Annotated in this window: 21 protein-coding genes and 1 pseudogene; 4 read left to right on the top strand and 18 right to left on the bottom strand. The window is 65.2% G+C overall.

Features of this window, described 5'->3' with window-relative positions; all coding sequences use genetic code 11:
• Positions 1–11 precede the first annotated feature (11 nt).
• The 11 genes from addA to EJ078_RS14105 form a co-directional block, all read right to left on the bottom strand.
• Positions 12–3,524, bottom strand: coding sequence for a double-strand break repair helicase AddA (gene addA / locus EJ078_RS14155; protein ID WP_127404132.1), 3,513 nt, complete (start codon positions 3,522–3,524; stop codon positions 12–14).
• Entirely contained in the window at positions 3,521–6,640 is a 3,120-nt protein-coding gene (addB, locus tag EJ078_RS14150; RefSeq protein WP_127847081.1) for a double-strand break repair protein AddB, read from the bottom strand. Before addB ends, addA begins: the two co-directional genes overlap by 4 nt.
• Before the next feature lie 60 nt (positions 6,641–6,700).
• Entirely contained in the window at positions 6,701–7,462 is a 762-nt protein-coding gene (locus EJ078_RS14145; protein WP_127216342.1) for a nucleotidyltransferase family protein, read from the bottom strand.
• Entirely contained in the window at positions 7,459–8,970 is a 1,512-nt protein-coding gene (tsaE, locus tag EJ078_RS14140; RefSeq protein WP_208721595.1) for a tRNA (adenosine(37)-N6)-threonylcarbamoyltransferase complex ATPase subunit type 1 TsaE, read from the bottom strand. Before tsaE ends, EJ078_RS14145 begins: the two co-directional genes overlap by 4 nt.
• Before the next feature lie 6 nt (positions 8,971–8,976).
• Positions 8,977–11,532: a PAS domain-containing sensor histidine kinase gene (locus tag EJ078_RS14135; RefSeq protein WP_127216344.1), complete on the bottom strand. Its 2,556-nt coding sequence runs from the start codon at positions 11,530–11,532 to the stop codon at positions 8,977–8,979.
• Between the two features lie 188 nt (positions 11,533–11,720).
• Positions 11,721–13,121, bottom strand: coding sequence for an adenosylhomocysteinase (gene ahcY / locus EJ078_RS14130; RefSeq protein ID WP_127216345.1), 1,401 nt, complete (start codon positions 13,119–13,121; stop codon positions 11,721–11,723).
• A gap of 171 nt (positions 13,122–13,292) precedes the next feature.
• Positions 13,293–13,589 (bottom strand): HPr family phosphocarrier protein, encoded by a 297-nt coding sequence (locus EJ078_RS14125; protein ID WP_067323867.1) that lies wholly within the window; start codon positions 13,587–13,589, stop codon positions 13,293–13,295.
• The gene (locus EJ078_RS14120; protein ID WP_067002921.1) at positions 13,586–13,987 is read right to left on the bottom strand and encodes a PTS sugar transporter subunit IIA; all 402 of its coding nucleotides are present in this window, start codon (positions 13,985–13,987) and stop codon (positions 13,586–13,588) included. The genes EJ078_RS14125 and EJ078_RS14120 overlap by 4 nt, the downstream gene beginning before the upstream one ends.
• Positions 13,988–14,152: 165 nt before the next feature.
• Positions 14,153–14,614, bottom strand: coding sequence for an HPr kinase/phosphorylase (locus tag EJ078_RS14115; RefSeq protein ID WP_127216347.1), 462 nt, complete (start codon positions 14,612–14,614; stop codon positions 14,153–14,155).
• Between the two features lie 25 nt (positions 14,615–14,639).
• Positions 14,640–16,424 (bottom strand): sensor histidine kinase, encoded by a 1,785-nt coding sequence (locus EJ078_RS14110; RefSeq protein WP_067323871.1) that lies wholly within the window; start codon positions 16,422–16,424, stop codon positions 14,640–14,642.
• 116 nt (positions 16,425–16,540) lie between these two features.
• Complete coding sequence (locus tag EJ078_RS14105) at positions 16,541–17,242, bottom strand: response regulator transcription factor (RefSeq protein ID WP_006201274.1); 702 nt, start codon at positions 17,240–17,242, stop codon at positions 16,541–16,543.
• A 341-nt stretch (positions 17,243–17,583) separates the two neighbouring features.
• Here EJ078_RS14105 and EJ078_RS14100 point away from each other — a divergent pair, with 341 nt between their 5' ends.
• The 4 genes and pseudogenes from EJ078_RS14100 (at position 17,584) to EJ078_RS14085 (ending at position 21,601) form a co-directional block, all read left to right on the top strand.
• A complete protein-coding gene (locus EJ078_RS14100; protein WP_127403336.1) occupies positions 17,584–19,194 on the top strand; it encodes a phosphoenolpyruvate carboxykinase in 1,611 nt (536 codons plus the stop codon).
• Between the two features lie 81 nt (positions 19,195–19,275).
• Complete coding sequence (gene arfB, locus EJ078_RS14095) at positions 19,276–19,713, top strand: alternative ribosome rescue aminoacyl-tRNA hydrolase ArfB (protein WP_067002912.1); 438 nt, start codon at positions 19,276–19,278, stop codon at positions 19,711–19,713.
• An 86-nt stretch (positions 19,714–19,799) separates the two neighbouring features.
• Positions 19,800–20,418, top strand: a pseudogene (locus tag EJ078_RS14090) (alpha-ketoglutarate-dependent dioxygenase AlkB).
• 58 nt (positions 20,419–20,476) lie between these two features.
• Complete coding sequence (locus EJ078_RS14085) at positions 20,477–21,601, top strand: phosphatase PAP2 family protein (RefSeq protein ID WP_067323875.1); 1,125 nt, start codon at positions 20,477–20,479, stop codon at positions 21,599–21,601.
• 114 nt (positions 21,602–21,715) lie between these two features.
• Here the strand turns inward: EJ078_RS14085 and coaA are convergent, their stop codons facing one another.
• From coaA to hisH, 7 genes are all read right to left on the bottom strand, one after another.
• The gene (coaA, locus tag EJ078_RS14080) at positions 21,716–22,675 is read right to left on the bottom strand and encodes a type I pantothenate kinase (protein ID WP_067002907.1); all 960 of its coding nucleotides are present in this window, start codon (positions 22,673–22,675) and stop codon (positions 21,716–21,718) included.
• Between the two features lie 84 nt (positions 22,676–22,759).
• Entirely contained in the window at positions 22,760–23,083 is a 324-nt protein-coding gene (locus EJ078_RS14075; RefSeq protein ID WP_067323877.1) for a phosphoribosyl-ATP diphosphatase, read from the bottom strand.
• 9 nt (positions 23,084–23,092) lie between these two features.
• Entirely contained in the window at positions 23,093–23,887 is a 795-nt protein-coding gene (hisF, locus tag EJ078_RS14070; RefSeq protein WP_164747333.1) for an imidazole glycerol phosphate synthase subunit HisF, read from the bottom strand.
• A complete protein-coding gene (locus EJ078_RS14065; protein WP_127216639.1) occupies positions 23,884–24,723 on the bottom strand; it encodes an arginase family protein in 840 nt (279 codons plus the stop codon). Before EJ078_RS14065 ends, hisF begins: the two co-directional genes overlap by 4 nt.
• A complete protein-coding gene (gene hisA / locus EJ078_RS14060) occupies positions 24,720–25,466 on the bottom strand; it encodes a 1-(5-phosphoribosyl)-5-[(5-phosphoribosylamino)methylideneamino]imidazole-4-carboxamide isomerase (RefSeq protein WP_127216638.1) in 747 nt (248 codons plus the stop codon). Before hisA ends, EJ078_RS14065 begins: the two co-directional genes overlap by 4 nt.
• A complete protein-coding gene (locus EJ078_RS14055) occupies positions 25,463–25,759 on the bottom strand; it encodes a DUF1330 domain-containing protein (RefSeq protein WP_067323883.1) in 297 nt (98 codons plus the stop codon). The genes hisA and EJ078_RS14055 overlap by 4 nt, the downstream gene beginning before the upstream one ends.
• A complete protein-coding gene (hisH, locus tag EJ078_RS14050; RefSeq protein WP_127216637.1) occupies positions 25,760–26,410 on the bottom strand; it encodes an imidazole glycerol phosphate synthase subunit HisH in 651 nt (216 codons plus the stop codon).

Raw genomic sequence — 26,410 nt, 5'->3', positions numbered from 1 at the left:
CAGTTCTTGTGTCACGCTCCCGTGAGTCGGGCAAGGGCACCGTCCATGGCCGCTGCCGGCAGCTCGATCAGGCGCGGCGCCTCGGTGAACAGCAGCGCGGCCGTCACCGTGCGGCCCGGATAGAGCGGCTGAAGCAGCGCGCGGTAGAGCGCAAGCTGCAGGACATAGGCCGGCGGCACTTCGGCCAGGCTGGCCGGCGCCGGCCGGTTGGTCTTGTAGTCGACGATCGAGACCGTTTCCGCAGTGACCGCCAGCCTGTCGATCTTGCCGGAGATGGAGCGCAGCTTGCCCTTCACCTCCAGGCTGCCCATGATGGCGACTTCCGCCCGCGAGGACGGCGAGAACAGCGCCCCGAAGCTTCTGTCGAACAGGATGGAAAGCACGGCTTCCAGCGCGGTGTCGCGCTCTTCGGCCGGCCAGTCGGCGCCGGCGCGCGCCAGATAGCGTTCGGCCGCGCTCCGCCTCTCGTCCTCGGCGATGCCGGGCAGCATCTGCAGCAATTTGTGCAGTGCAAGCCCGCGCATCACCGCAAAGCCGGGTTCGGTTTCCGCATCGAGCACCGGTGAGCGCGTGTCGGGCAAGCTTTCCGTCGCTTCGTCGATCAGCGCCGAGGCGCCTGAAGGCGAGAGCGGCCGCGGCAAGTCCTCATAGGGTGGCAGCGGCCGGAACAGGCCGTCCGGCAGCGGCGCGGCATGATCGAACGGTATCGTCTCCTCAGCCTGATTGAGCGCCATCGGCGGCAGCTTGGTCATATGGAAGCGATGCACCGCCACGTCGGGTGTCGCCGGATGCCGCCGCTCAGCGCTTTCCGGCGCACCCAGCAGTGCCCGGCTGACAATCGAATGCCAGGTGCCGGTGCTCGGCGCGCGCTTGCCGTGATAGCCGCAGACGATCAGCCGGTCCTCGGCGCGCGTCATGCCGACATAGAGCAGCCGCCGGTATTCGTCGTCGGCAAGCGCGCGCGCCCGCGCCGAGGCCGCTTTCGAAACGCCGTTGACGACGTCACTCGCCGAGCGCCAGAGATAGCCCTTGCCCTTCCAATCAGCGCCCGAGCTTTCGAAGGCCATCAGCCGCGGCAGGTGCTGGTCGCTGAACGGCGCCGAGCCGCCGTCGACCAGGAAGACGACCGGCGCCTCCAGGCCCTTGGCGGCGTGCACGGTCATGACGCGCACCTCGTTGCGGGTCTGGTCCATCTCGCGCTTGATCTCCGGCCCGCTGTTTTCCAGCGTCGAGAGGAAGGATTCCAGCCCCGGCAGGCCGGTACGTTCCTCAGCCAGGCAGAAACTCAGGAACTCGTCGAGGATGTCGCCGGCTTCCGGCCCGAGCCGGGCCGTCATCTTGCGGCGCAGGCCGTCACGCGAAAGCGCGGCGGCATAGAATTCAAACACCGGCTTGAACGCCACCTCAGTCGCCCAGCCATCGAGCCGGCTAACAACGGCGGCCAAGACCTCGTCTCCGCCGGCATGCTGCCGGAGCGAGGCGATCAGCGACTGGCCCTTTGGCCGCTCGCCAGCGAGCGTGAGCAACGTCTCCTCGGAAACCTCGAAGATCGGGCTGCGCAGCACGGCGGCCAGGGACAAGTCGTCCTCCGGCTGAATCAAAAAATGGCCGAGCGCGATCAGGTCCTGCACGGCGATATGGCCGGGAAGGCTCAGCCTGTCCGCGCCGGCAACCGGGATCTGCCGGTTCTTGAGGCTGCGCGACAGCGCGTGCACGAAGCGATCGCGCTTGCGCACCAGCACCAGGATGTCGCCGGCGGTCAGCTTGCGGCCTTTGCCTTCGATGGCCTCGCCGTTGCGCAGCCAGTTCTGGATCGTCGTTGCCACATGTTCGGCCACGCGCACGGCGGGCGCGCTGGCGTGGTTGACCGGCAAGGTCCAGTCGTCGGGCTCATCGACCATTTCGGCGCCGATCGAGGGCCACACCTCGACATAGCCCGGCGCATCGGTGCGGATCGCCTTGTGGCTGAGCGGATCGGGATCGTGGCTGATGCCGCGCCGCACGCCTGGCTCGGCGAAGACGCGGTCGACGGCGGCAAGCACGTCGTCGCTCGAGCGGAACGACCAGGTGAGCTTCAGGTCGGCAAACGAAGCCTCCGCGTCGCGCACCCGCCCGGCAAACAAAAGCCGGCTTTCGGCAAAGGAATCGGGCGCCGCGCCTTGGAAGGAGTAGATCGACTGTTTCTCGTCGCCGACGGCGAACACCGTGCGCCGCACCGTCTCGCGCTGGCCTAGCCCGGCGAAGAACTCTTCCGTCAGCTTCTTCACCACCTCCCACTGGTCGGGACTGGTGTCCTGCGCCTCGTCGAGCAGGATATGGTCGATGCCCTGGTCGAGCTTGAACTGCACCCACGGCCCGGCATCGGGCCGCGACAGCAGGCTGGCCGTGCGGGTGATCAAATCGTTGAAGTCGAGGAAACCGCGGCTTCGCTTCAGCTGCTCGTAGCGGGCGATCAGCCAGCCGGCGACGGTGAGCGCGGCGGCCGTGCCTTCGAGCATGCGGAACAGCCCCAGCCGGTCCGATACATCGAGGATCGCCTTGGCCGCCGCGAGATAGCGCTCGGGCAGGTCGGGCAGCCTGTCCACCAGCGCTTTCTTGAAGATTTTCGGTGGATCGTAAGGGTCGCCATCGGAGCGCAGAAATGCCTTGGCGAGCAGTCGCAGTCGCCTGATAGGATCGGCTTCGGCAAAAGCGGTCTGCGCATAGGGCAGCACGTTGTTCAGCACCTGCCGCGCGTCGGCGGCTTCGGCGGCGCGCCCGAATTCAGCGAACTGGCTCGGCGCAAAGCCCGGCAGCGGCCAGACCGAAGCGGCAATGCCGGCTGCCGTCTGTCCGGGTTTGAAGCCGAATTCGGCGAACAGCAGCCGGAAGTCCCGGTCCTTGCCCAGCTTTTCCATAAAGGCGCGCAGTTCGTCGCGCTTGCCGACGATCTCGGAGAGCAGGATGTCGAGCCCGAACTCGCCGCCGCGCTCCAGCACCGTGGCAAAGGCTTCCGCCAGGCCTTCGACACCGGTGCCGGCACCCGAGATCATGTCGCGTCGCGCATCAGCGAAAAGCGAGGCCTCCATCTGCGGGTCGAGCATCTCGAAATGCGCCGGGATGTTGGCTTCCAGCGGGAACTGATGCAGCACCGATTCGCAGAAGGCGTGGATGGTCTGAATTTTCAGGCCGCCCGGCGTTTCCAGCGCCTCGGCAAACAATCGGCGCGCGCGCCGCATCGTATCGCGATCGGCCGACCGCCCGTCGAGCGCGGCTATCCGTGTCGCGAGCTCGGCGTCGGGAAGCGCCGTCCATTCCGACAGCGTCGAGAACACGCGGTTCGACATGTTGGCGGCGGCGGCGCGCGTGTAGGTCAGGCACAGGATCTTCGACGGATCGGTGCCGTTGAGCAGAAGCCGGATGACGCGTTGCGCCAGCACATGGGTCTTGCCCGAGCCGGCATTGGCCGAGACCCAGGCGGAATTTTGCGGATCGGAAGCGCGCGCCTGGCTGGCGGCGGTGTCGGAGGGGATCGGATATCTCATCCTTCCGCCTCGTCCTCGCTTGCGCCGCCGGCCGACCATTCCAGCACGCGCGCCAGATGGTCGTAGTCGCCATCGGCCTCGCCTTCGCGGAACGGCAGCGCGCGTGACAGATAGCCGGTGGTCGGGTCAGCATAGTGGAACAGCAGCCTTTCCAGCCGCGCCCACGCTTCCTCGGCAAGCTCGTTGGCGGTCTTCGGCTTGCGGTTGTATTCGAGGATCGATTCCTCGAACACCTCACCGTTCGGCTTCAGCCGCACGAAGGCAAGCTGCGAGGGCTCGCAGATGCCGAGCTCCTTGAAGGCGCCCCGCCGAAGCAGCGCGCCCTCGAGTGCCAGCTGCGGCGACAGAAGCGTATGCGCCTGCGCCTTCGAAGGCGAGGAACCGGTCTTGTAGTCGAGGATGTCGGCCATGCCGCCGGCGAGAAGGTCGACCCGGTCGGCATAGCCCGAAAGCGTGATGCCGGTGCGGCCGATAACGGTCTTTTCGGCGCGTTCCTCCGCATAGCGCCGGGCGACGGCGTCGGCGCGGGTATGCTCCCATTCGATGATGTTTTCCGCGAGCTTTTCGAAGCGCGGCCACCACACCGCCTCGATATCGGGCGGAAGTGCCGCGTCGGCAAAGCACGCGCGACCGGCCTCGATGAGGGCTGCCAGGGCGCCCGGCGCCCTCGGATCCTCCATCCTTCGCGAGAACAAATGCAGGATTTCGTGGAACAGCGTGCCGCGTTCGGCAGCGCCGGGGTCGCGGATCACCGGGTCGAGCGGCATCAGGCTGAGAATCCGCCTGGCATAGATCGCATAGGGGTCGCGGCGCAGCGTCTCGATCTCGGTGACCGAGAAATGCTGTGGCCGCAGGTGCAGCGGCGGTTTCGGCTGTGGGCGAGACGCGAAATCCTTCCTGTCGCCGGCATCGAGCGCGCGCGCCCAGGCAAGCAGCGCGTCGCCGCGCCGGCGAACTGCCGTCGCCTGGTCCTTGCCGATGAAGGTGACGATGCGCTGCAGCCAGCGCGACGGCACCGCCGGCGCGTCGCCGGATCGGGCCGAGCGCGTCAGCACCACCGTTTCAGTACCCATCGCAATCTGGAAATCATGCGCGGCCAGGCCGATGCGCCGCTCCGGCGGCTCGAGATCGATGCCGGTCTTCATCAGCCGCGACATGAACCGGTCGCTCTCGGGCTTGCGCGGCCAGACCCCTTCATTGAGGCCGCCGATGACCAGCGTGTCGACGCTTTGCAGGCGAGCTTCCAGCGCGCCCCAGATGGCGATGTTGCGGTCGGTGCCTTGCGCCGGCTTGACCGTTTCCGGCGCGAGCAGCGCCTCCATCACGTCGGGCCATTCGCCCGCACCGATCATAAACGGCGATGACACGGCAACCAGCCCGCGCAGCAGCTCGGCGAGCTTCTCGCCGGCGTCGCCGGCATAGAGGCTGGTCAGGCTGCCATCGGCCGCGCGGCCGAGACCTTCCAGCGCCACGACGCTCGCCCGCGTCAATGTCGCGATATCGGCATCCTTCTCGCCGCGCATCGCAGTGAGCGGGGATAGCGCATCGGTGAGGCGATTGAGCACTGCCCGCGCCTCTTCGATACCGCGTACCGTGAGGCGCTGGAACCAGAAGGGCTGACGGCTGTCGCCGCCAAGGCCCGCGAGCCGCGTCTCGAAAAGCGCGTCGAGGGAAGCGACGTCCGGCCGGCCGGTGCCGCCGCGCAGCGCCACCAGCTCGATCAGCTCGGCAGCCTTGCGCACGCTCTGGCGTTCGAGACCGAGGCCAAGCAGCGGATGCTTGAGCAGCGACAATAGACCCACCGGATCGCCTGGCCGGAATGCTGCGCCTAGCGCCAACCTGAGCAGGCTGGCGGCCGGCGTGTTGGCTAGCGGCGTGCCGCCGGAATCGTCAGCGACGACGCCGAAGCGTAGCAACTCGGCCGAGACGCGTCGCGCCAGGGCGCGGTCGCCGGTGACGAGTGCCGCGCGCTTGCCCGGCATTTCCACTGCGCGCTTAAGCGCAATGGCAATCGCTGCCGCCTCGTCGCGCTCATTGGCAGCCTCGACCAGCGTCACGCCGGCCAGCGCCTGCTCGACATCGCTGACCGGGAAACGCGGCCGCGACTCCGTCCAAAGCTCGGTGGTCTCGGCCGGCCGCAGCGCCTCGCCGACAAGGGCGGCGCGTAATGCAAGCGGTCTTGACGCAGCGCCGATCTCCTCGACATCGCGGCGCTCAATGCCAATGCTGCCGATCAGCTTGGCGAGGCCGTATTGTGGGTGACCAAGTGTTGCCGGCCGCGCGCCGGGCGCGGTTATCGCCGCGAAGGACGCGTCGTCGAGCTCGCGGTCGAGCCCGGGCAGCACGACGGCGCCGTTCGGCAAGCCGGCGATCACGGCAAGCAGCTCGGCCGTGGCTGGAATGGAGCCGGTCGAACCGGCGGCGATCACCGGTCCGGTCGGCGGACTGCGCTTCAGCCGCGCCGCTTCCAGCCGGATCAGCGCGCTGCGGTGCGCGGCCGGATTGGAGCGGTCACGCTCTTTGAGCAACTCCGGCCAGTTGTCGGTGACGATGCCGAGGAAATCGAGCGTCACCTGCCACCAGCCCGCAAGGTTGCCGGTGACCAGCGTGGCGAGCTTCGCCCAATCCGTCCCCTCGGTCTCGATCTCGTCCATCAGCCGGGCAAGGTCGCGCGAAAGCCAGATGGCGTCGGCGGCCGAGGTCGGCACAACGAACTCCTCGTTGAAGCGCGCCCGGACGTGCGCCGGCAGGCTTTCCTTCCAGGCACGCACCAGCGGCGCCAGCAACAGCAGCCTTTCCTGCGCGGCGATCGGCGGTGCGAGGTCTATTGCCGGTGCCGCCTCGGCGTCAAAGGCGGCCTCGTCCTCGTCGAACTCGCCGAGCGGCCGCACCGTCGGCAAGATGGCCGAGCGTCTGCCGAGCATGTCGACGAAGGCGCCGCGCAGGGCGCGCGCCGCGCGCCGCGTCGGCACATAGATGGTCGCGTCAGCCAGCGCCAGCGGCTCGCCGTCGAAGCGGAAGGTTGGGATCAGGCGGCCTTCGAGCAACGCCTCCGCCAGCGTCGGCAGGAACGGCGCTCCGGACGGGATGGAAAAGACGCGGCGCGAGCCGCTCATACCGCATTAGATCTTTGTGCGCCCGTTTGGGCGCACAAACGACGATCTAACTCTTTGAGTCTACGCATCGTGCTTTCCAAAAATCGGACCCGATTTTTGGGCCGATGCGGTCGCGGGCGCGCCGGTGACCGCCGCTTCGGCCGCCGGAATGGCGTCCGGCGTCCCGACGGTGATCCAGCGGCCTCTCATCTTCATGCCGAACAGGCGGCCGGCGTCGATTGCCTTGTCGAAATAGGCGTTGATCGAATGCGGGCCTTCGGGCGCATCCTTGAAGATGCGCGGATCGATGATCGCGGCACCGGCATAGATCAAGCCGGCAGGGTCGCCTTTGGAACGGCGCAGCGCGCCGTCCGGCGCCACGAGGAAATCGGTGCCGACGCAGTGTCCGATCGCTGAGTCGAGATCGGTGAGCATCAGCAGAATATCCATTCTGGCGGCGTCCCATGCAAGGGCAAGGCGCTCGAGGCTGGGCTCGCCGCTGTCGATCCAGAACGTATCGGCATTGATGATGTAGAAGGGCTCGCTCCCCAGGAGCGGCAGCGCCTTGACGATGCCGCCGGCCGAGTCCAGCAGGCCCGCGCGCTCGTCCGAAATGACGATCTTCGGCGCCTGGCGGCCAGCGACATGGGCGATGATCTGCTCCGGCAGGTAGTGAACGTTGACGACGGCGCTGGCGACGCCGGCGGCTTCCAGGCTGTCCAACCCCCAGTCGAGCAAGGTCTTGCCGGCGATCGTCACCAGCGGCTTCGGCATCGTGTCGGTGATCGGCCGCATGCGCTTGCCGAGACCGGCCGCAAGCACCATCGCGGTCTTCGGCTTCATGGCGAGCGCTCCTCGAGCAGGCCGTGGGCCATGTAAAGTTCCTTCAGGCCGGCAAGCGCCGGGTGCGCCAGCGCCCGCCTCAGATAGTCGCGAATGCGCGGCAGGTGCTTCAGATAGTAGGGCTTGCCGTCGCGCTTTTCGAGCCGCACGAAGATGCCGAGGATCTTCGAATTGCGCTGCGCCGCCATGATCGCATAGGCCTCGGCGAAGCCGGCTTCGTCGAAGGCGCCGGCCGAACGCCGCGCCGCGACATAGGCTTCGACCGTCCGCCGCTCGATCTCGGTCGAGACGGTGACACGCGCATCCATGGCCAAAGAGGCGACGTCGTAAGCCGCCGGGCCAATCAGCGCGTCCTGCACGTCGACGATGCCGAGCCGATCGAGGCCGGAACGCTCTGCCCGCCAGATGATGTTGGGCGAATGCAAGTCGCGCAGCATCAGCGTGTATTCCTGGCCCTCGAGCCGGTCGAGCACCGCGTTCCATGCGTTATGATAGCCGGCCCGCAATGCATCGCTTGCCGGCTCGCCGGTGACCATCGGCACATACCAATCGACCAGAAGGTCGGCCTCGATCAGCATCGCCTCGCGGTCAAAGGGCGGAACGTCGTGGTATACGCCCGGCGCGGCCTCCATGCGGTCCGGCCAGGCCTTGCCATGCATCATGGCGAGCAACTCCGCCGCTGCCTTATAGCGCTCGGCGATCGGCTGGCCGTCGCCGCCCAAAAATCCTTCCGAGCCGAGATGTTCGAGCAGCAGAAAGCCCTGGTCGAGGTCCTGCGCATGGATAAGCGGCACGCTGACGCCGGCGGCGAGAAGCGCGCGGTCGATGGCGACGAAGGCGGTGACCGATTGTGCGGTGTGAGCGATCACGGCGTAAGGCTTGCCGTCGCGCACCGGCGGACCGAGCACCAGGCGCGGCGAGTTCATCAGCACGCGCGGCGCCTGGCCGGGAAGCGAGGCGATCTCGTAGGAGCGCGCGGACGCATCGCCGACGAAATGACGTCGGCTCGCTTCGCCCCAGCCGGCGGAGGCCAGGAAATCACGCATCGCCAGCGAGCGCGCCGCGCGCTCGAAGGCGGCTCCCTGTCCGGAGATCCTTGCCGCCCGACCGGCGCCCTGCTCGATAAGCTCTACCTGGAGCGCATTTGCCGGCAGCTGGTCGCCGGCTCGTTCCGGCCATTCGATCAGTGCCGCTCCCTGCGCCAGCGCGTCGTCGAGGCCGAGCTCGTCGAGCTCGTCCGGCGAGGACAGGCGGTAGAGGTCGAAATGGCGCACGGGTACCCGCGTCTCGTAGCTCTGCACCAGCGTGAAGGTCGGGCTTGGCACTTCGAGGCCGGCGTCGTCAGCGAGCGCCCGGATGAGCGCGCGGGCCAGCGTCGACTTGCCGGCGCCGAGATCGCCTTTCAGCGCAATCGCGTCGCCAGGCCGCAGCGCCATGGCAAGGTCTTCGCCAAGCCTTGCGGTCGCCGCCTCGTCGGCGAGAAAACGTTCCAACACCATTTCTGCCAAAGCGCGTTACTCGGCCGCTTCGCGGATGCCGCCGGAGGGCGTCTCCGGGAAGGTGCAGATCACGGTCGTGCCCTTGTCCGCTCCGGTCTCTATACGCACCGTTCCGCCGTGCAATTCGACGAAGCTCTTGACGATTGACAGTCCCAACCCGGCGCCGCGTCGGCGGCCGCCATTGGCGCGCGGCTCGAAGCGTCGGAAGACCGATTCCAGCACGTCCGGCGGCATGCCCGGGCCGTCGTCATGCACCGAGAATTCGACGCCGTCGGCCATCTGACGGCAAGTGAGCGTGATCGTGCTCGCCGCTGGCGCATAATTTGCGGCATTGCTCAAGAGATTGTAGAGGATCTGGCGGACCCGGATCTCGTCGCCGTGGAAGCTCTTCGGCGCCGATGCAGCGTCGACCTTGAGCTTGATCTGATGCTCCTCCAGCCGGTCCGCGACCAGCTCGGCGGCCGCAGCGATCGTCCTGTCGATACTCATCTCGGAAATGTCGAGCTGCATGATGCCGGCATCGACCGTCGCGAGATCCAGTATGTCGTTGACGATGGTGAGCAGCACCGAGGACGACGAGCCGACATGCTCGACATATTCGCGCTGCTTCGGCGTCAGCGGTCCCGTCGTCGGCAGCGACAGCAGTTCGGTGAAGCCGATGATGTTGGTCAGCGGCGAGCGCAGTTCGTAGGAGACGTGCTGCACGAACTCGTTCTTCAACTGGTCTGACTTCTCCAGCGCCTCGTTCCTGTCCTTCAGCGCCCGCTCGACATTGACGGTGTCGGTGACGTCGACAAAGGTCATCATCACTTGCCCGTTGGGCAGGTGGATCACGGCATAGCTCAGCACCGTGCCGTTGACGAGTTCCGCCTGGCCGTGGCGGTCGCGGCGTTCGTCGTCGAAGCCGGTGATGGCGGCGACGAAGCCGCCCCACGGACTGTCTGCCGCGCGTTGGTCGCAAAGATCGCGGATCGCCGAGACATGCACGTTAGCCTTGATCGCGTCCGGCGCCAGCCCCCACAGCGCGATAAAGGCGGGGTTGGACAGGCGCAGCCGTCCGTCCGGGCCGAACACCGCCACGCCCTCCGCCAGATTGTCCAGCGTCTCGCCCTGCACACGCACGGCGGTCTGGTAGCGGCTTTCGAGGTCCATCTTCTCGGTCAGATTCTCGAACACCCAGGTGACGCCGCCCTTGGGCTGCGGGTTGGCCACCACGCGGATCGTCTTGCCGTCCGGCAGGTGCCACCAATGCTCCTGCGATTCGACGGCGCGATAGGCGCCGAGCAGGTTCTCCTTCCAGCGCCGCCATTCCGGCTGTTCGGCGATCTTGCCTTCGCTGCGCAGCCGGTCGAGCAGCAGCGCGTTGGAGGGGGCGCTGTGCAGGAAGCCGCCGTCCAGGCCCCACAGTTTCTGGAATGCCTGGTTGAAAAAGCGCAGGTTTTCATCCGTATCGAAGATCGCCACCGCCGTGTTGAGCTGGTCGAGCGTGTCGGCATGGCTGCGCACGGTGCGCTCATATTCGGCGCGGATCGTCTCGATCGCGCTGATGTCGCAGGCGAGCCCCGCCGAGCCGTCGGCGCTCGCAAAGTCGGTGACCGAAAACATGTGGCGATCACCCTCGATGACCGTGGACAATGTCTGCTCGAAGACGGGGCGCGACTTGTGCTGTTCGGCAATCTGCTCGCGCGCCTGTCCGCCGAGGAACTCCTTGGCTTCGCGCACGGCGGCCTCCGCGCTTTCCGCTTCGACCGCCTCGGCATAGGCGCGGTTGACCCATTTCAGCCGCCCGTCGGCCGCCCGCAGCCATGTCGGCATCTTCAGCGCGTCGAGCAGGCCGAGCATGGTATCGTAGTCGGCGCTGAGCCGCTGATTCTCGACCTTCAGCCGGGCCTGGCTGCGCAGCGTTTCCGACAGCGATATGAAGCGGACCAAGACATGCGCGGCGCTCTTGCGGCCATGCACCTCCAGCGGCATGCCCGCTTGCGTTTCGATTACGAGATCGAAAGTTTTCGCTTGGTCGCGCAGCGCCGCTATGGCGTTCTCGAGCGCCGCGGCGGAGCGCGGCATCAGCCAGCGGCCGAAAGCGAGGAAGGCGGACCGCTCGTCCGGTGCGCCGCTTTCGAGCGGCAGGCTGCCGATCAGCTCCGGTTTCTTGATCTCGGAACTCCACACGACGACGCGCTGGTCGCGCAAATTGAGCAGCGCCTCGGAGCGCTGCAGGGCCGCGTTGACGTCGGCGATTCGCGCCCTGAGCTGGACATTTTGCGACGCCGTCCGTGCCCGCTCGCGGATCAGGAAGATGGCCGAGACAAGGGCTGCCCCCATGACGCCGGCAAACATCGCAAGTTGCATCACCTCGACCGTGCTGACCGCCGCGGCCACGCCGGTATCGGCATGCGCCGCAATGCTAAGCAATGGGGCGGCAGACATGGCGGTGGCAAGGAGCGTGCCGAGACGGGCGCCGGCACGCCATGAGAGAGCTCCGCCCGCCGCGGCGGAGCCGCTCGTGATCGAATCCTCGTGGCCGCCGGAAACGGCCTTTCCCGCGCGTGGCGGGTTATCCCCCGGCATGTCTTGGTCCTCTTCGCCGCTTGAATGCAAGACCGCCCTGAATGCGTCCCCGGCCCAACTGTCCCCGGACCGCGAATCACAACAATAACGCCTGCCGGAATCGGCGTGAAGAATCACAGGTGCAAAAAATGAAGCCGGGCAGAAAGTCAACACCCGGCTTCAATATGTTGTAGATATTTTCGTTTTGGTTAATAGCGGTAGTGCTCAGGCTTGAACGGGCCCTGCGGCCTCACGCCGATATAGGCCGCCTGCTCGGAAGAGAGCTCGGTGAGGCGCGCGCCAAGCTTGTCGAGATGCAGCCGCGCCACCTTCTCATCGAGGTGCTTGGGCAGCACATAGACCTGGTTCTGGTACTGGCCGTGCTTGGTGAAGAGCTCGATCTGAGCCAGCACCTGGTTGGTGAACGAAGCCGACATGACGAAGCTCGGATGGCCCGTGGCGTTGCCCAGGTTGAGCAAGCGGCCTTCGGACAGAAGGATCATCCGCTTGCCGTCCGGGAAGGTGATCATGTCCACCTGCGGCTTGACGTTGGTCCATTTCAGGTTGCGCAGAGACGCCACCTGGATCTCGTTGTCGAAGTGGCCGATGTTGCCGACGATCACCATGTCCTTCATCGCCCGCATATGGTCGAGCGTGACGACGTCCTTGTTGCCGGTGGTGGTGATGACGATGTCGGCGGTGGGGGCTGCGTCTTCCAGCGTGACCACTTCGTAGCCGTCCATCGCCGCCTGCAGCGCGCAGATCGGGTCTACCTCGGTCACCTTGACGCGAGCGCCGGCGCCGCGCAGCGAGGCCGACGAGCCCTTGCCGACGTCGCCATAGCCGCAGACGACCGCGACCTTGCCGGCCATCATCGTGTCGGTGCCGCGGCGGATGCCGTCGACCAGCGATTCCTTGCAGCCGTATTTATTGTCGAACTTCGACTTGGTGACGGAGTCGTTGACGTTGATCGCCGGGAAGGGCAGCAGGCCTTTCTTCTGCAGCTGGTAGAGGCGGTTGACGCCGGTGGTCGTCTCCTCGGTGACGCCGCGGATCGCTTCCTTCTGCTTGGCGAAGAAGCCCGGCGAAGCCTTCATGCGCTTCTTGATCTGGGCGAACAGGATCTCTTCCTCTTCGCTGCCGGGACTGGACAGCACGTCCTCACCCGCCTCGGCGCGCGCGCCGAGCAGGATGTACATGGTGGCGTCGCCGCCGTCGTCGAGGATCATGTTGGACGTGCCGCCGTCGGCCCACTGGAAGATCCGGTCGGTGTAATCCCAGTAGTCCTCCAGCGACTCGCCCTTGATGGCGAAGACCGGAATGCCGGCCTCGGCGATCGCCGCGGCGGCGTGATCCTGGGTGGAGAAGATGTTGCAGGAGGCCCAGCGTATATCGGCGCCCAGCGCTCTCAGCGTCTCGATCAGCACCGCGGTCTGGATCGTCATATGCAGCGAGCCGGTGATGCGCGCGCCCTTGAGCGGCTTCTTGTCGCCGAATTCCTCGCGGCAGGCCATCAGGCCCGGCATCTCGGTTTCGGCGATCTCGATCTCCTTGCGGCCCCAGCCGGCAAGCGAAATGTCGGCGACCACATAGTCCTTGCTACCCGTCATGGCAGTGCTCCGGTGTGATTGTCTTCAAAAGCGCGCCGGCGCCGGGACGGCGCATGGAGGGCGCGGATTGCCGGCCTGACTAGCAGATCGGCTGCCAAACGACAATGGGATATAAAGAAATCTTTATTCGTGCATGTCTTTCGAGACAATGCGAGCAGCGATCGGCGGCCTTCAGATTTCCTCGCCGAAGCGCGAGGCGACCAATTGCTCCAGCGCGTCCATGGCCGGACCGGCTTGCGGACCGGTGGCGGTGACGCGGATCGAGTAGCCGGGGCTTGCCGCCAGCATCATCAGGCCCATGATCGAGGTGCCGCCGACCTTCACGCCGTCCTTCTCGACATGGATGGTTGCGTCGAAGCCGCTGGCGACCTGGACGAACTTGGCCGAGGCGCGGGCATGCAGGCCGCGCTGGTTGACGATCGGGAACTCACGCACAACCTCGTCTTTTTCCGGCGCATGGGCGTTCATTTGCTGCTCAGAAGCTGGCTGGCGACGTTGATGTACTTGCGCCCTGCGGCCTGCGCCTCGTCGAGCGCGGCGGCCATGTTGTCGCCCTTGCGGACCGAGGAGAGCTTGATCAGCATCGGCAGGTTCATGCCGGCGATGACCTCGGTGCGGCCCGATTCCATCACCGAGATGGCGAGGTTGGAAGGCGTGCCGCCGAACATGTCGGTGAGCACGATGACGCCGGCCCCGGTGTCGACGCGTGCCACCGCGTCGACGATGTCGGCCCGGCGTTTCTCCATGTCGTCGTCGGCGCCGATCGCGACCGTTTCGAAATTGTCCTGTGGCCCCACCACGTGTTCGACGGCATGCCGGAACTCGGTGGCGAGTTGACCGTGCGTCACGAGCACGAGTCCGATCATTCTTTGGTGGCTCCCGTCATCGCCGCTTTACTGGCGTATTTTATGTTCGCCAACCATTCCAGGCGGCGGGAGCGCTATCTTGTCGACGCACGGCCGGTTGACAAGCCCAAAATTGCGACGGCCCGGTCCATTTTGACGCATTGCAGCAAAAAATCCGGACCCGGATCATGAAAAAGGCGCTATCGACAGCCGCGCCATCACGGCCGGCACGCCTGTGACAACATTGCGCTCCGCAAGATCGATGCGCGGCACCAGGCAGCCCGCGACCGGCTCGCTGATTTCTTCCTGGAAGCGGGCCATTTCCTCTTTCGGCACCAGCCGGACGTGCAGGTCGATCACGCCGCCCGGCTCGAACGGCAGCGGGCTCGGAATGAAGCCGGGCACTTCGGCGAGACCGGCGATGGTGGCCGGCGCCCGGCAGACCAGCCGCCCGTGACGCGGGGCGGCAAGCAGCCTGTCGTCGCCGATCAGTCGCGAAAACAGCCCGCGCACCCGGCAATGATCGATGAGCGTCAGCGCCAGCGTCGTCTTGCCGGCGCCGGACGGCCCGGTGATGAGGACGCCGCGATCGCCGATCAGGATCGCCGTTGCGTGGATATTTTCGGACTTCACGGCAGGATCGGACATGATCGTTTCTGTCTGGGAACGGAGATCAGCCTTCGGCCGGCAGGGTCACCACGAAGCGCGCGCCCTTGATCTCGCCCGGCTTGGTGCCGGGGATGTTTTCCGCCGTCAGCGTGCCGCCATGCGCTTCGACGATCTGGCGGCTGATCGACAGGCCCAGGCCGGAGTTCTGGCCGAAGGCCTCGCCGGCGGGCCGGTCGGTATAGAAGCGCTCGAAGATGCGATCGATCTTTTCGGCTCTGATGCCCGGACCGTTGTCGTCGACGGTGACGATGTTGAACTTGCCGGCGCGCGCCAGCGAGATGGTGATATGGCCGTGTTCCTCGGGAACGAAGGAACGCGCGTTCTCGATCAGGTTGGTGATGACCTGGCCGATCCTCAGATCATGGCCGACGACGACATAGCCTTTGACGCCCTGCGGCAGCTTGGCGACCTTGAGCTCGATCTCGACCGACTTCTTGTTGCGCGTCGTCTCGCGCGAGACCGCGACAAGATCGGTGATGAACTTCTTCAGGTCGACCGTCGAGGCATCCTCGCGCGCCAATTCGGCATCGAGCCGCGAGGCATCGGAAATGTCGGTGATCAGCCGGTCGAGCCGCTTCACGTCGTGCTGGATGATTTCCATCAAACGCTCGCGTGAGGTGTCGTTCTTGGCCAGAGGCAGCGTTTCGACCGCGCTGCGCAGCGAGGTCAGCGGATTCTTGAGCTCGTGCGAGACATCGGCAGCGAAGCTTTCGATCGCCTCGATGCGCGCATAGAGCGCGTTTGTCATGTCGCGCACCGCGATCGACAGATTGCCGATCTCGTCCTGACGGTCGGAGAAGTCAGGGATCTCCTCGCGGTTCTTGACGCCGCGCCGCACCCGTACGGCAGCAGCCGACAGCCGCCGCAGCGGATTGGCGATCGTGGAGGCCAACAGCAGCGAGAGGATGGCCGTGACGAGCGCCGCGATGCCGAACACGCGCAGGATCGCCTTGCGTTCGGCCGCGACGATCTTGTCGATGTCGCCGCCTTCGGTGGACAGCATCAAGACCCCGAGCACGGCGCGGAAGCGCTGGATCGGCACCGCTACCGAGACGATCTGTTCGCCCTGCTCGCTTACCCGCACGATGGTCGAGGGACTGCCGGTCAGCGCCTTGACCACTTCGGGGAAGGCCGCGCCATTGCCGCCGGGCTGTTCGTGATAGACGGGCAGGTCCTTGTTGCGGAAGAAGTCGAAGACGAATTTCTCGACGCGCTCCAAAAGGCCGGGCTGCTCGTCGTCGACAGGCGGGAGGTCGTAGCGCAGGATCTGGCCGCGCGAATAGAGATGCCGCGAATCGAGCAGCAGGTTCGCGTCGCGGTCGTAGATGCGGGCGCGCGTGCGGGTCGGCGAGATCAGCCGCCGCAGCACCGGCGCCACGCGCTCGGGATTGATCGGGAAGTCGAGATTGTCGAGCTGGTCGGAGCCTGGCCCCAGGCTTTCGCCGGCCTGCAGCTCGAGCAGCTTTTCCGGATCGATGCTGATCGAGTCGGTCTCGACCGTCGCCGAGGCCGCGATGGCGCCGGCGATGATCTCGCCTTGCGTCATCAGGCTTTCGACGCGGGCGTCGATCAGCCCGTCGCGGAAGGTGTTGAGGTAGAGGATGCCCGTGACCAGCACGGCAAGGCCGGCCAGGTTGAGAAACAGGATGCGCCGCGTCAGGCTGGAGAAGATGTGGTGGCCGAGGAAGCGGCGCATCGGCACCGTGATCTTCGACAGGAATGCAGGCACGATACGCGACGGGCGCTTCGCCGCGCCCGCCCGCCTGCCTCGCTCTGCGTCCACTGCCATCAACTAGCAGTCCCTGTCCGGTGAATGGTGCATGGCGAATGGAAAAATGGGGCGCTTAGATAGAGCCCATTGGGCCGCTCGCACCATCCACCATTCACCATTGACTATTCACTATATCAAGCTTCCCGAAACCGGTACCCGACTCCGTAAAGGGTTTCGATCATCTCGAAGTCGTCATCGACGGCCTTGAACTTCTTGCGCAGCCGCTTGATGTGGCTGTCGATGGTGCGGTCGTCGACATAGACCTGCTCATCATAGGCCGAGTCCATCAGCGCATCACGGCTTTTTACCACGCCGGGGCGCTGCGCAAGCGAATGCAGGATCAGGAACTCGGTTACCGTCAGCGTCACCGGCTCGCCCTTCCAGGTGCAGGTGTGCCGCTCCTGGTCCATCACCAGTTGGCCGCGCTCGAGCGAGCGCGCCTGCTGGCTGGGCGCCTTGGCGGCCGCCTCGCGGGCGCTGGTGCGGCGCAGCACCGCGCGCACCCGCTCGACGAGCAAGCGCTGCGAGAACGGTTTGCGGATGAAGTCGTCGGCCCCCATCTTGAGGCCGAACAATTCGTCGATCTCGTCGTCCTTCGAGGTCAGGAAGATCACCGGCAAGTCGGATTTTTGCCGCATCCGGCGCAACAGCTCCATGCCGTCCATGCGCGGCATCTTGATGTCGAGGATGGCGAGGTTGGGCGGCCGCGCCGCCAGGCCTTCGAGTGCCGACGCGCCGTCGGTGTAGGTTTCGACGCGGTAGCCCTCGGATTCGAGCGCGATCGACACCGAAGTCAAAATATTTCGGTCGTCGTCGACAAGCGCGATTGTTGCCATTTCAAGCGGCTCCCTCATGAGCTGTCCCTTCTGTCGTCGAGAAAGGGCTTTTGCAGGACAAATTGGGTACAAAATGTGGCACGGGCCTTGTCCGAAGTCACGGGCGGCCTGCCGCTACACACGATCGCACCCATAACCGGATTGGACGAACGAAGCCTGCCAATCCTTTGGGCAACCTCTGTGATTTTTTGCACATATAAACGATTTAAACAACTTTCAAAATTTTTAAATCGATTAATGATTTGATATCATTCGCCTTTTCTGGTTCTGACCCTAATTTGTCCCTTGCGCGTTCCGGCAATGACCGGTCAGACGCGGCCAAAATCCGGAGAGGAAATTTGATGTCGGAAGCCGGCAAACGCAACCCCGACTGCGCCATTGACGCGATCGGCCTGAAGACCACGGGCACGGTGCGATATAATTTCGGCGCTGCCGAGCTCTATGAGGAAGCGATCCGCCGCGGCGAGGCGAAATTGACCGCGCAGGGCGCGCTGGTTGCCGAGACCGGCCAGCACACCGGACGCTCGCCGAAGGACAAGTTCGTCGTGCGTGACGACAGCACCGCCCCGCATGTCTGGTGGGAAAACAACAAGGCGATCTCGCCGGCGCAGTTCGAGACGCTCCTCGCCGATTTCCGCGCCCATGCTGCGGCCAAGGATCTCTATGTGCAGGATCTCGTCGGCGGCGCCGACGCCGAGTTCCAGCTGCCGGTTCGCGTCGTGACGGAATTCGCCTGGCACTCGCTGTTCATCCGCAATCTCCTGATCCGCCCGCAAGCCGCCGAGCTCGACCGCTTCGTGCCGCAGATGACGATCATCGACCTGCCGTCCTTCCGCGCCGACCCGGCCCGCCACGGCACCCGCGCGGCGACGGTTATCGCGGTCGACCTCACCCGCAAGATCGTGCTGATCGGCGGCACGTCCTATGCCGGCGAGATGAAGAAATCGGTGTTCACCGTGCTGAACTACCTGCTGCCGCAAAAAGGCGTCATGCCGATGCATTGCTCGGCCAACGAAGGACCCGCCGGCGACGCGGCCGTCTTCTTCGGCCTTTCCGGCACAGGCAAGACGACACTGTCGGCCGATCCATCGCGCACGCTGATCGGCGACGACGAGCACGGCTGGGGGCCGCACGGCATCTTCAACTTCGAAGGTGGCTGCTACGCCAAGACGATCAGGCTTTCGGCCGAGGCGGAGCCCGAGATATTCGCCACCACGCAGCGCTTCGGCACGGTGCTGGAGAATGTGATTCTCGACGCTGCGCGCGCGCCGGATTTCGACGACGGCCGCCTGACGGAGAACACGCGCTGCGCCTATCCGCTGGATTACATTCCCAATGCCTCGAGGACCGGCCGCGCCGGCCATCCGAAGAACATCATCATGCTGACGGCCGACGCCTTCGGCGTCATGCCGCCGATTGCCCGGCTGACGCCGGCGCAAGCGATGTATCACTTCCTCTCAGGCTATACCGCCAAGGTCGCCGGAACCGAAAAGGGCATAACTGAACCCGAGGCGACCTTCTCGACCTGCTTCGGCGCGCCCTTCATGCCGCGCCATCCGTCAGAATACGGCAATCTGCTGCGCGAGCTGATCGCCGGCCATGGCGTCGATTGCTGGCTGGTCAACACCGGCTGGACCGGCGGCGCCTATGGCACCGGCCGTCGCATGCCGATCAAGGTGACGCGCGCCCTGCTCGGCGCGGCGCTCGACGGCTCGCTCAATGCCGCCGAATTCCGCACCGATGCCAATTTCGGCTTCGAGGTGCCGGTGGCGGTGCCGGGCGTCGACGGCGCCATTCTCGATCCGCGCTCGACCTGGGCCGACAAGGCGGGCTATGACAGGCAGGCCTCCAAGCTGGTCAACATGTTCGCCGCCAACTTCGAGAAATTCGAAACACATGTCGACGCGGCCATCCGCGGCGCGGCACCGCGCCTGCAGGAGGCGGCGGAATAGCTGCCGCTCCAACATCTTCCTCCAGGGCCCGGCTTTGGCCGGGCCTTTTCTTTTTCCCGCCGCCGCGCCATGACTGTGCGCATGAATGCCGACGACAGGATCATCATCGCCAGTGACGCGGTCATCCATCCGGACGACCTGCACGAGGATTTCATCCGCTCTTCCGGCCCGGGCGGCCAGAACGTCAACAAGGTAGCGACCGCCGTCCAGCTGCGCTTCGACGCCGCCAATGCGCCGGGCCTGTCGGAGCGGGTGCGGGAGCGCGCCATCAAGCTCGCCGGCCAGCGCGCAACCAAGGATGGCGTCATCGTCATCGAGGCCGGGCGCTTTCGCACTCAGGAACAGAATCGCGCCGACGCGCGAGCCAGGTTGACGGCACTGGTCGCCAAGGCGGCCGAGCCGCCGCCGCCGCCGCGCAAGAAGACGAAGCCTTCGAAGGGCGCCGTCGAGCGGCGCCTCAAGACCAAGGCCGGGCGCTCGACGGTGAAGAAGCTGCGCGGCCGGGTCGAAAGCGACTAGGGGCCGAGATCCGACGACGGCCGCTTTCGGGTCGCGAAGCCGTTCTGCCGGTGGCATGCTCGGACGGACTGATCGGATCGAATCCCATGCTCGTTCTGCCCAAGGGCGTTCGCCATATGCCGGGCTATCTGTCGCGCACGGAGCAGGAAGCGCTGGTCGAGGAGATCAGGCGCGTCGTGCAGGCGGCGCCGCTTTACGTGCCTGCCATGCCGCGCACCGGCAAGGAAATGAGCGTGCGCATGACCAATTGCGGGACGCTCGGTTGGGTGACCGACCGCGAGCGCGGCTATCGCTACCAGCCGATGCACCCGGTGACAGGCGAGCCCTGGCCGCCGGTCCCCGAAGCCCTGATAAAAGTGTGGTGCGAGGTGTCGGCCTATTCGCACGCGCCGGAAGCCTGCCTCGTCAATTTCTATTCGAGCGAGGCCAAGATGGGTCTGCACCAGGACCGCGACGAGCAGGATTTCGCAGCACCCGTCGTTTCGGTGTCGCTCGGCGACGACTGCCTGTTTCGGGTCGGTCACCACGCGCGAAGGCGGCACCAAGTCGTTCAGGCTGAAGAGCGGCGATGTCGTCGTGCTTGGCGGGGAGGGACGCCTCTGTTTCCACGGCGTTGACCGCATCTACCCAGCGACCTCGGCGCTGTTGAGGAGTGGCGGCCGTATCAATCTGACGCTGCGGCGGGTAACGGTGCCCGCAAGCTAACGAAATCTAGAAGTTTTCCTCATAAAGACGGGCAGCTATTGCAGCTTGGGGCTCGGCAATGACGCAAAGCTATTCGGTCCTCCGCGGCCTGTGGGCAATCGTCACGGAGGCAGCCCAACTCGTTCGGAGGGATTCGGGCCTCTATCTGGCCATCGTCATTTATGTTTTGGCCGGGCTGATCTTTCTGAACGCGATTGGCGCGGCCGACCGCCTCGCGTTCTCGATATATTTCGGGTCCTGGATCTCCCTCAACGGCTTCGCACTGCCCACAATAGCAATCCTTGCCGACGCAATTCTCATTATGCATCGCTTCAATTCCCGGCGACGTTTGGTTGCGAAAAGAGTGTTTTCGACCGGGCGGTTGGCATATTCGCTATCGGGATTGTGCCTTCTGATGGCGCTCATGATCTTTCAGGGCAATTTCACTTCCGTGAAAAACGGAATGTCGGCCTGGCAAGGCGGTTTTCAATTCGATGTCCTGCACGCGGACATCGACGCTTTCCTCCATTTGGGCGCCGATCCGTGGCGCTGGCTCTACTCCGTGGCCGAAAGTGATCTGGTGCGCGCCATAATAGAATGGAACTACAACGTCTTCTGGTTTTTGCTGAATTTCGTCGGCTTGTTCTTCGTCGCCACATCGCCCATGGTGGCATCGGTCCGAACGCGCTATCTCGCCTGCTTTATGGCAGTCTGGATCCTGGTCGGGAACATCCTGGCGGCGCTGTTCCTCTCGGCGGGTCCGGCATTTTACGGCGCGGTCACGGGAGACACGGCGCGATTTGGTGAACAGCTTGCATTCCTGGCCCGCGGGGCTGGGTCAAGCAACTCCGCGGCCGCCTACCAGCAGTATCTATGGTCGCTGTATGAGGCCAAGCAGACCGGTTTTGCCACGGGTATCTCGGCGTTTCCCAGCGTTCACGTCGGCCTTGCAATGCTCAATGCATTGTTCGTGCGCGAATACAGCCGCCTCCTCGGCGCCTTCGCTCTGCTCTACGTGGCCTTTGTTGCTGTCAGCTCGGTCTATCTGGCATGGCACTATGCAATAGACAGCTATGTCGCCGTCATCGTCGTGTCTGTGATTTACATCGTCGCTCGCAAGCTGATCCCCGCGGACCGTCGCCTCGTGCCGAACATGCCGATCGGAGCCGTCAACCGTCCCGTGGCCGCCGCTACGGTCTGCTGAGACCCGGCTCCTTATCGAAGCTGCCGCCGACTAAGAACAAAGACTAATTTGAAAGCGCGTCGCCTGAATCGACGCCAGGGCCATGCGCTTTAGGCGCCGGTCCGCCGGATTCTATCAGAGTTTCCGCAATGCCACCTCTTCGACCAGGTGGTTGGCGCCTTTGCGCAGGATGAGGTCGGCGCGCGCCCTGGTCGGCAGGATGTTCTCGCGCAAATTCTTCAGGTTGATGTTGCTCCACAGGCCCTCGGCGATGGCGCGGGCGGCATCCTCCGACAGCTGCGAATAGCGGTGGAAGAAGGAGTCCGGGTTGCGGAAGGCAGTCTCGCGCAGTCGCATGAAGCGCTGGGTGTACCACTGGTGAATCAGCTTCTCGTCGGCATCGATATAGATGGCGAAGTCGAAGAAATCCGACAGGAACGGCACGATCTTGCCGTCCTTCGGCAGCTTGCCCGGCTGCAAAACATTGATGCCTTCGAAGATCAAAATGTCCGGCCTGTCGATGGTGACGAACTCGCCCGGAATGACGTCGTAGGTCAGGTGCGAGTAGACCGGGGCCCGGACATCGCGCTGCGCCGACTTGATGCCGGAAAGGAAGCGGAGCAGGGCGCCGACGTCGTAGCTTTCTGGAAAGCCCTTGCGCTCCATCAGATTGTTGCGGCGCAGGATCTCGTTCGGCAAGAGGAAGCCGTCGGTGGTGATGAGATCGACCTTCGGGCTCGACGGCCAGCGCGCCAGCAATTCCTTAAGCACGCGAGCGGTGGTCGATTTGCCGACGGCGACCGAGCCGGCGATGCCGATGATGAACGGCGTCTTGACGACGTCCTGCGCGTTGAAGAAGGCCTGGCGCTGCCTGAACAGCAGCTGGCTCGCCTCGACATGCGCCGAAAGCAGACGGGAAAGCGAGAGGTAGATGCGCTTGACCTCTTCGAGGTCGACCGGGTCATTGAGCGAACGCAGCCGGTCGATCTCGTCCTCGGTCAGCGTGAGCGGCGTGTCGGCGCGGAACTGCGACCATTGCTCGGCCGAGAAGAAACGAAAGGGGGAGTATTTCTCGGTCGGAGCAAGCTGGTCCATCGAGTCTCCTGCCCTCCTAGAGCATGATGCCGAAAAGTGTGGAGCGGTTTTCGGACGACATCATGCTCTATCCGTCTTTAGCGGTCAGCCCCGGGGCCGGGACGCCTTTTCAGCGACGCCCGAGCGGCCGGTGCGGCCCTCGAGCTCCTTCAGCACGTCCTCCAGCGGAATGCCCGCGATCGCGAGGACGACCAGCCAATGATATAGAAGATCGGCGCTTTCCGAAACGAGGGCCTGCCGGTCGCCGCGAACGGCGGCGATCACAGCCTCGACCGCTTCCTCGCCGAGCTTCTGCGCCGCCTTGTCCATGCCCTTGGCGAACAATTTCGCCGTCCATGACTCCGGATCACCGGAATGGGCGCGCTGATGAATTATCGTTTCCAGCTCGGCGAGTGAAAATTGAGCCATAGCAGTGGTTTAAGTCCGATGAACGGTCGAGTCCAGCCGCATCGGCAGGCCGGCGCCCGCCATATGCGCCTTGGCCTCGGCGATGGTGTAGGTGCCGAAATGAAAGATCGAGGCGGCAAGCACGGCGGCGGCATGGCCATCGCGGATGCCTTCCACCATGTGATCAAGCGTGCCGACGCCGCCCGAAGCGATGACCGGCACACGCACGGCATCGGCGATCGCGCGGGTCAGCGCGATATCGTAGCCGGCCTTGGTGCCGTCGCGGTCCATCGAGGTCAGCAGGATCTCGCCGGCGCCGCGATCGACCATCTTCTTGGCGAACTCGACCGCGTCGATGCCGGTCTTCTCGCGCCCGCCATGCGTGAAGATCTCCCAGCGGTCGGCCTCGCCGGCAGCCGATACTTTCTTGGCGTCGATGGCGACGACGATGCACTGGTTGCCGAACTTGTCGGCAGCCTCCGCGACGAAATCCGGGTTCTTCACCGCCGCCGTGTTGATCGATACCTTGTCGGCGCCGGCCAGAAGCAGCCTTCGGATGTCGGCCACCTGGCGCACGCCGCCGCCGACGGTGAGCGGCATGAAACATTGTTCGGCCGTGCGGGCGACCACGTCGAAGATCGTCTCGCGATTGTCGGACGATGCGGTGATGTCGAGGAAGCAGAGCTCGTCGGCGCCCGCCGCGTCATAGGCCTTGGCCGCCTCGACCGGATCGCCGGCATCGACCAGGTCGACGAAATTGACGCCCTTGACCACGCGGCCGTTCTTGACGTCGAGACAGGGAATGACGCGGGCTTTCAGCATCAGCGCCCCTCCATGGTCGACAAAAGGTCGACCACCAGCTCGCCGACCTGCGGCGGCACCTCGCCCTTCGGGTCGAACGCCGGATCGTAGGCGGAAATGGTAAGCCCGGCGATGCTGAGCGGGCCGGCAAGGCCGCACATCGCGGTGCGGACCTGCTCCGGCGCCGGGCCGCCAGGCGTTGCGTAACGATTGGCCTGCAGCTTTTCCGGATCATGCACGTCGAGGTCGACATGCATGTGAATGCGCTCGGCACCCGTGGCCTTCAGCTTCGCCGCGGCGGCTGCCCAGTCCGGACACTCGGTGCGAATGATCGGCAGCTTCTCCAAAAGCCCTTTCTCGGCCGTATCGAGGTCGCGTGCGTTGACCAGGACACAGCGGGCCGGCTCGATCGGCTTGAAGCCGGGAATCTGCGCCGCCATGCGCCGCCAGCACAATCCGAGCGCCGTTGCCAGGGCCATGCCGTCGAGAAAGCCGGAGGTGGAGGTTTCCGGCGTGTTGAGGTCGCCATGCTGGTCGGCCCAGATGATGGCGTCCGCGCCTTCGCCGGCCACCGCGCCCGCGCTGGTCAGGCAGTTGCCGGCCAGAACGATGGGGAAGCGGCCGTTGTCCAGCGCGATGCGGACCTCGCCCGAAACGACGTTGCAGACGGCAAATCCCGTGCCGATCTCGCGCTCCTGCTCGTCCTCGACGACCTTGCCGATGTCGCGCACCTCGACGTCGTGACCGGCAAGCTTCAGCGCCTCGGCCAGCCCGCCGGAGATCAGCGCATCGGGGCCTTGGCCACAGCGGCCGTGAAAGTGGCCGCTGTCATAAGATGCCAGGATGATCGAGATGTTCACGCTCGTGCCTCCGCGTGATTGCCGCGCAGGATGGCGAGCGCCTCCGCCGGGTCGATGCGCCCGTCATAGAGCGCGCGGCCGGAGATCGCGCCCTCCAGGCGCTTCGCATCGGGCATGGTCATGCGCACGATGTCGGCGATAGAGGCCAATCCGCCGGAAGCGATCACCGGGATCGATACCGTCTCGGCAAGGTCGATGGTGGCATCCCAGTTGATGCCGGAGAGCACGCCGTCGCGGTCGATGTCGGTGTAAATGATGGCGGCCACGCCCGCACCTTCGAACTTCCTCGCCAATTCGATGACGCCGAGTTCCGAGGCTTCGGCCCAGCCCTCGACCGCCACCTTGCCGCCCTTGGCGTCGATGCCGACTGCTACCTTGCCGGGAAAGGTCCTGCATGCCTCCTTCACCAGTTCGGGCTCCCGCACCGCCACGGTCCCGAGGATGACTCGCGCCAGCCCGCGGTCCAGCCAGTCCTCGATCTGCGCCAACGTGCGGATGCCCCCGCCGAGCTGCACCGGGTTCTTCGTCGCCTCGAGGATGGCGCCGACCGCGGCGGAATTGACGCTCTGGCCCTTGAAGGCGCCGTTGAGGTCGACGACGTGCAGCCATTCGAAGCCTTGCTCTTCGAAGGCTCGTGCCTGGGCCGCCGGGTCATCGTTGTAGATGGTGGCGGTCGCCATGTCGCCGTGCGTCAGGCGCACGCATTTGCCGTCCTTGAGGTCTATTGCCGGAAACAGGATCACGACCAGGCGCCCTCGACGATGGCGAAGTGGCCGGTCGATGCCGCCAGCCGGAATTTCAAGGCTTCCTGGTACTCGGGCGACTGATAGCAGGCGAGCGCCCTGTCGTAAGAATCGAACTCCACCACGACATGGCGGTTTCCCGTTGCCCCCTCCGGGTCGGTATGGCGGCCGGCCCGAACAGCAAACTTCGCGCCAAATTTGGCGAAGGCCTTCGCGTTGGCCTCGATGTATTTCTTGTAGGTGTCCGGGTCGCGGACATCGATCATGGCGATCCAGTAGCCCTTCTTGGTCATTCAGGGCCTCCAATTCAGGAAATTGGTGATCAGCGCCAGGCCGAGCGCCTGGCTTTTCTCGGGATGGAACTGCGTGCCGGCAAAGTTGTCGCGGGCAACGGCCGCCGTCACCGGCCCGCCATAGTCGGCCGTCGCCAGCACCTCGGCCGGGTTCCTCGCCTCCAGGTGGTAGGAATGGACGAAATAGGCGTGCAGCCCTTTCGGACCGGTCTCGATGCCCGAAAACAGCGGATGGTTGCGCGCGAGCTCGATCGTGTTCCAGCCGATCTGCGGGATCTTCAGTGCCGGATCCTTCGGCGTGATTTCCTTGACGTTGCCGGCAATCCAGCCAAAACCCTTAGTGACGGTCTTTTCCAGCCCGCGTTCCGACATCAATTGCATGCCGACGCAGATGCCGAGGAACGGCCGCCCTTTGCGAAGCGCCGCCTCTTCCACCGCTTCCCACATGCCGGTGACGGCATGCAGGCCGGCCGCGCAGTCTGCATAGGCGCCGACGCCCGGCAGGACGATGCGGTCGGCGCTGCGCACCCGCTCGGCGTCGGCCGTGAGATCGATGGTCGCGGCGATGCCCGCCTCATGCGCGGCGCGCTCGAAGGCCTTGGTGGCCGAGCGCAGATTGCCCGACCCATAGTCGATGATCGCTACCCGCAT

The sequence above is a fragment of the Mesorhizobium sp. M1A.F.Ca.IN.022.06.1.1 genome, from assembly GCF_003952605.1.
GTDB lineage: Bacteria > Pseudomonadota > Alphaproteobacteria > Rhizobiales > Rhizobiaceae > Mesorhizobium.
The sequence above is the reverse complement of the archived record's forward strand: the minus strand, read 5'-3'. Positions and strand labels throughout refer to the sequence as shown.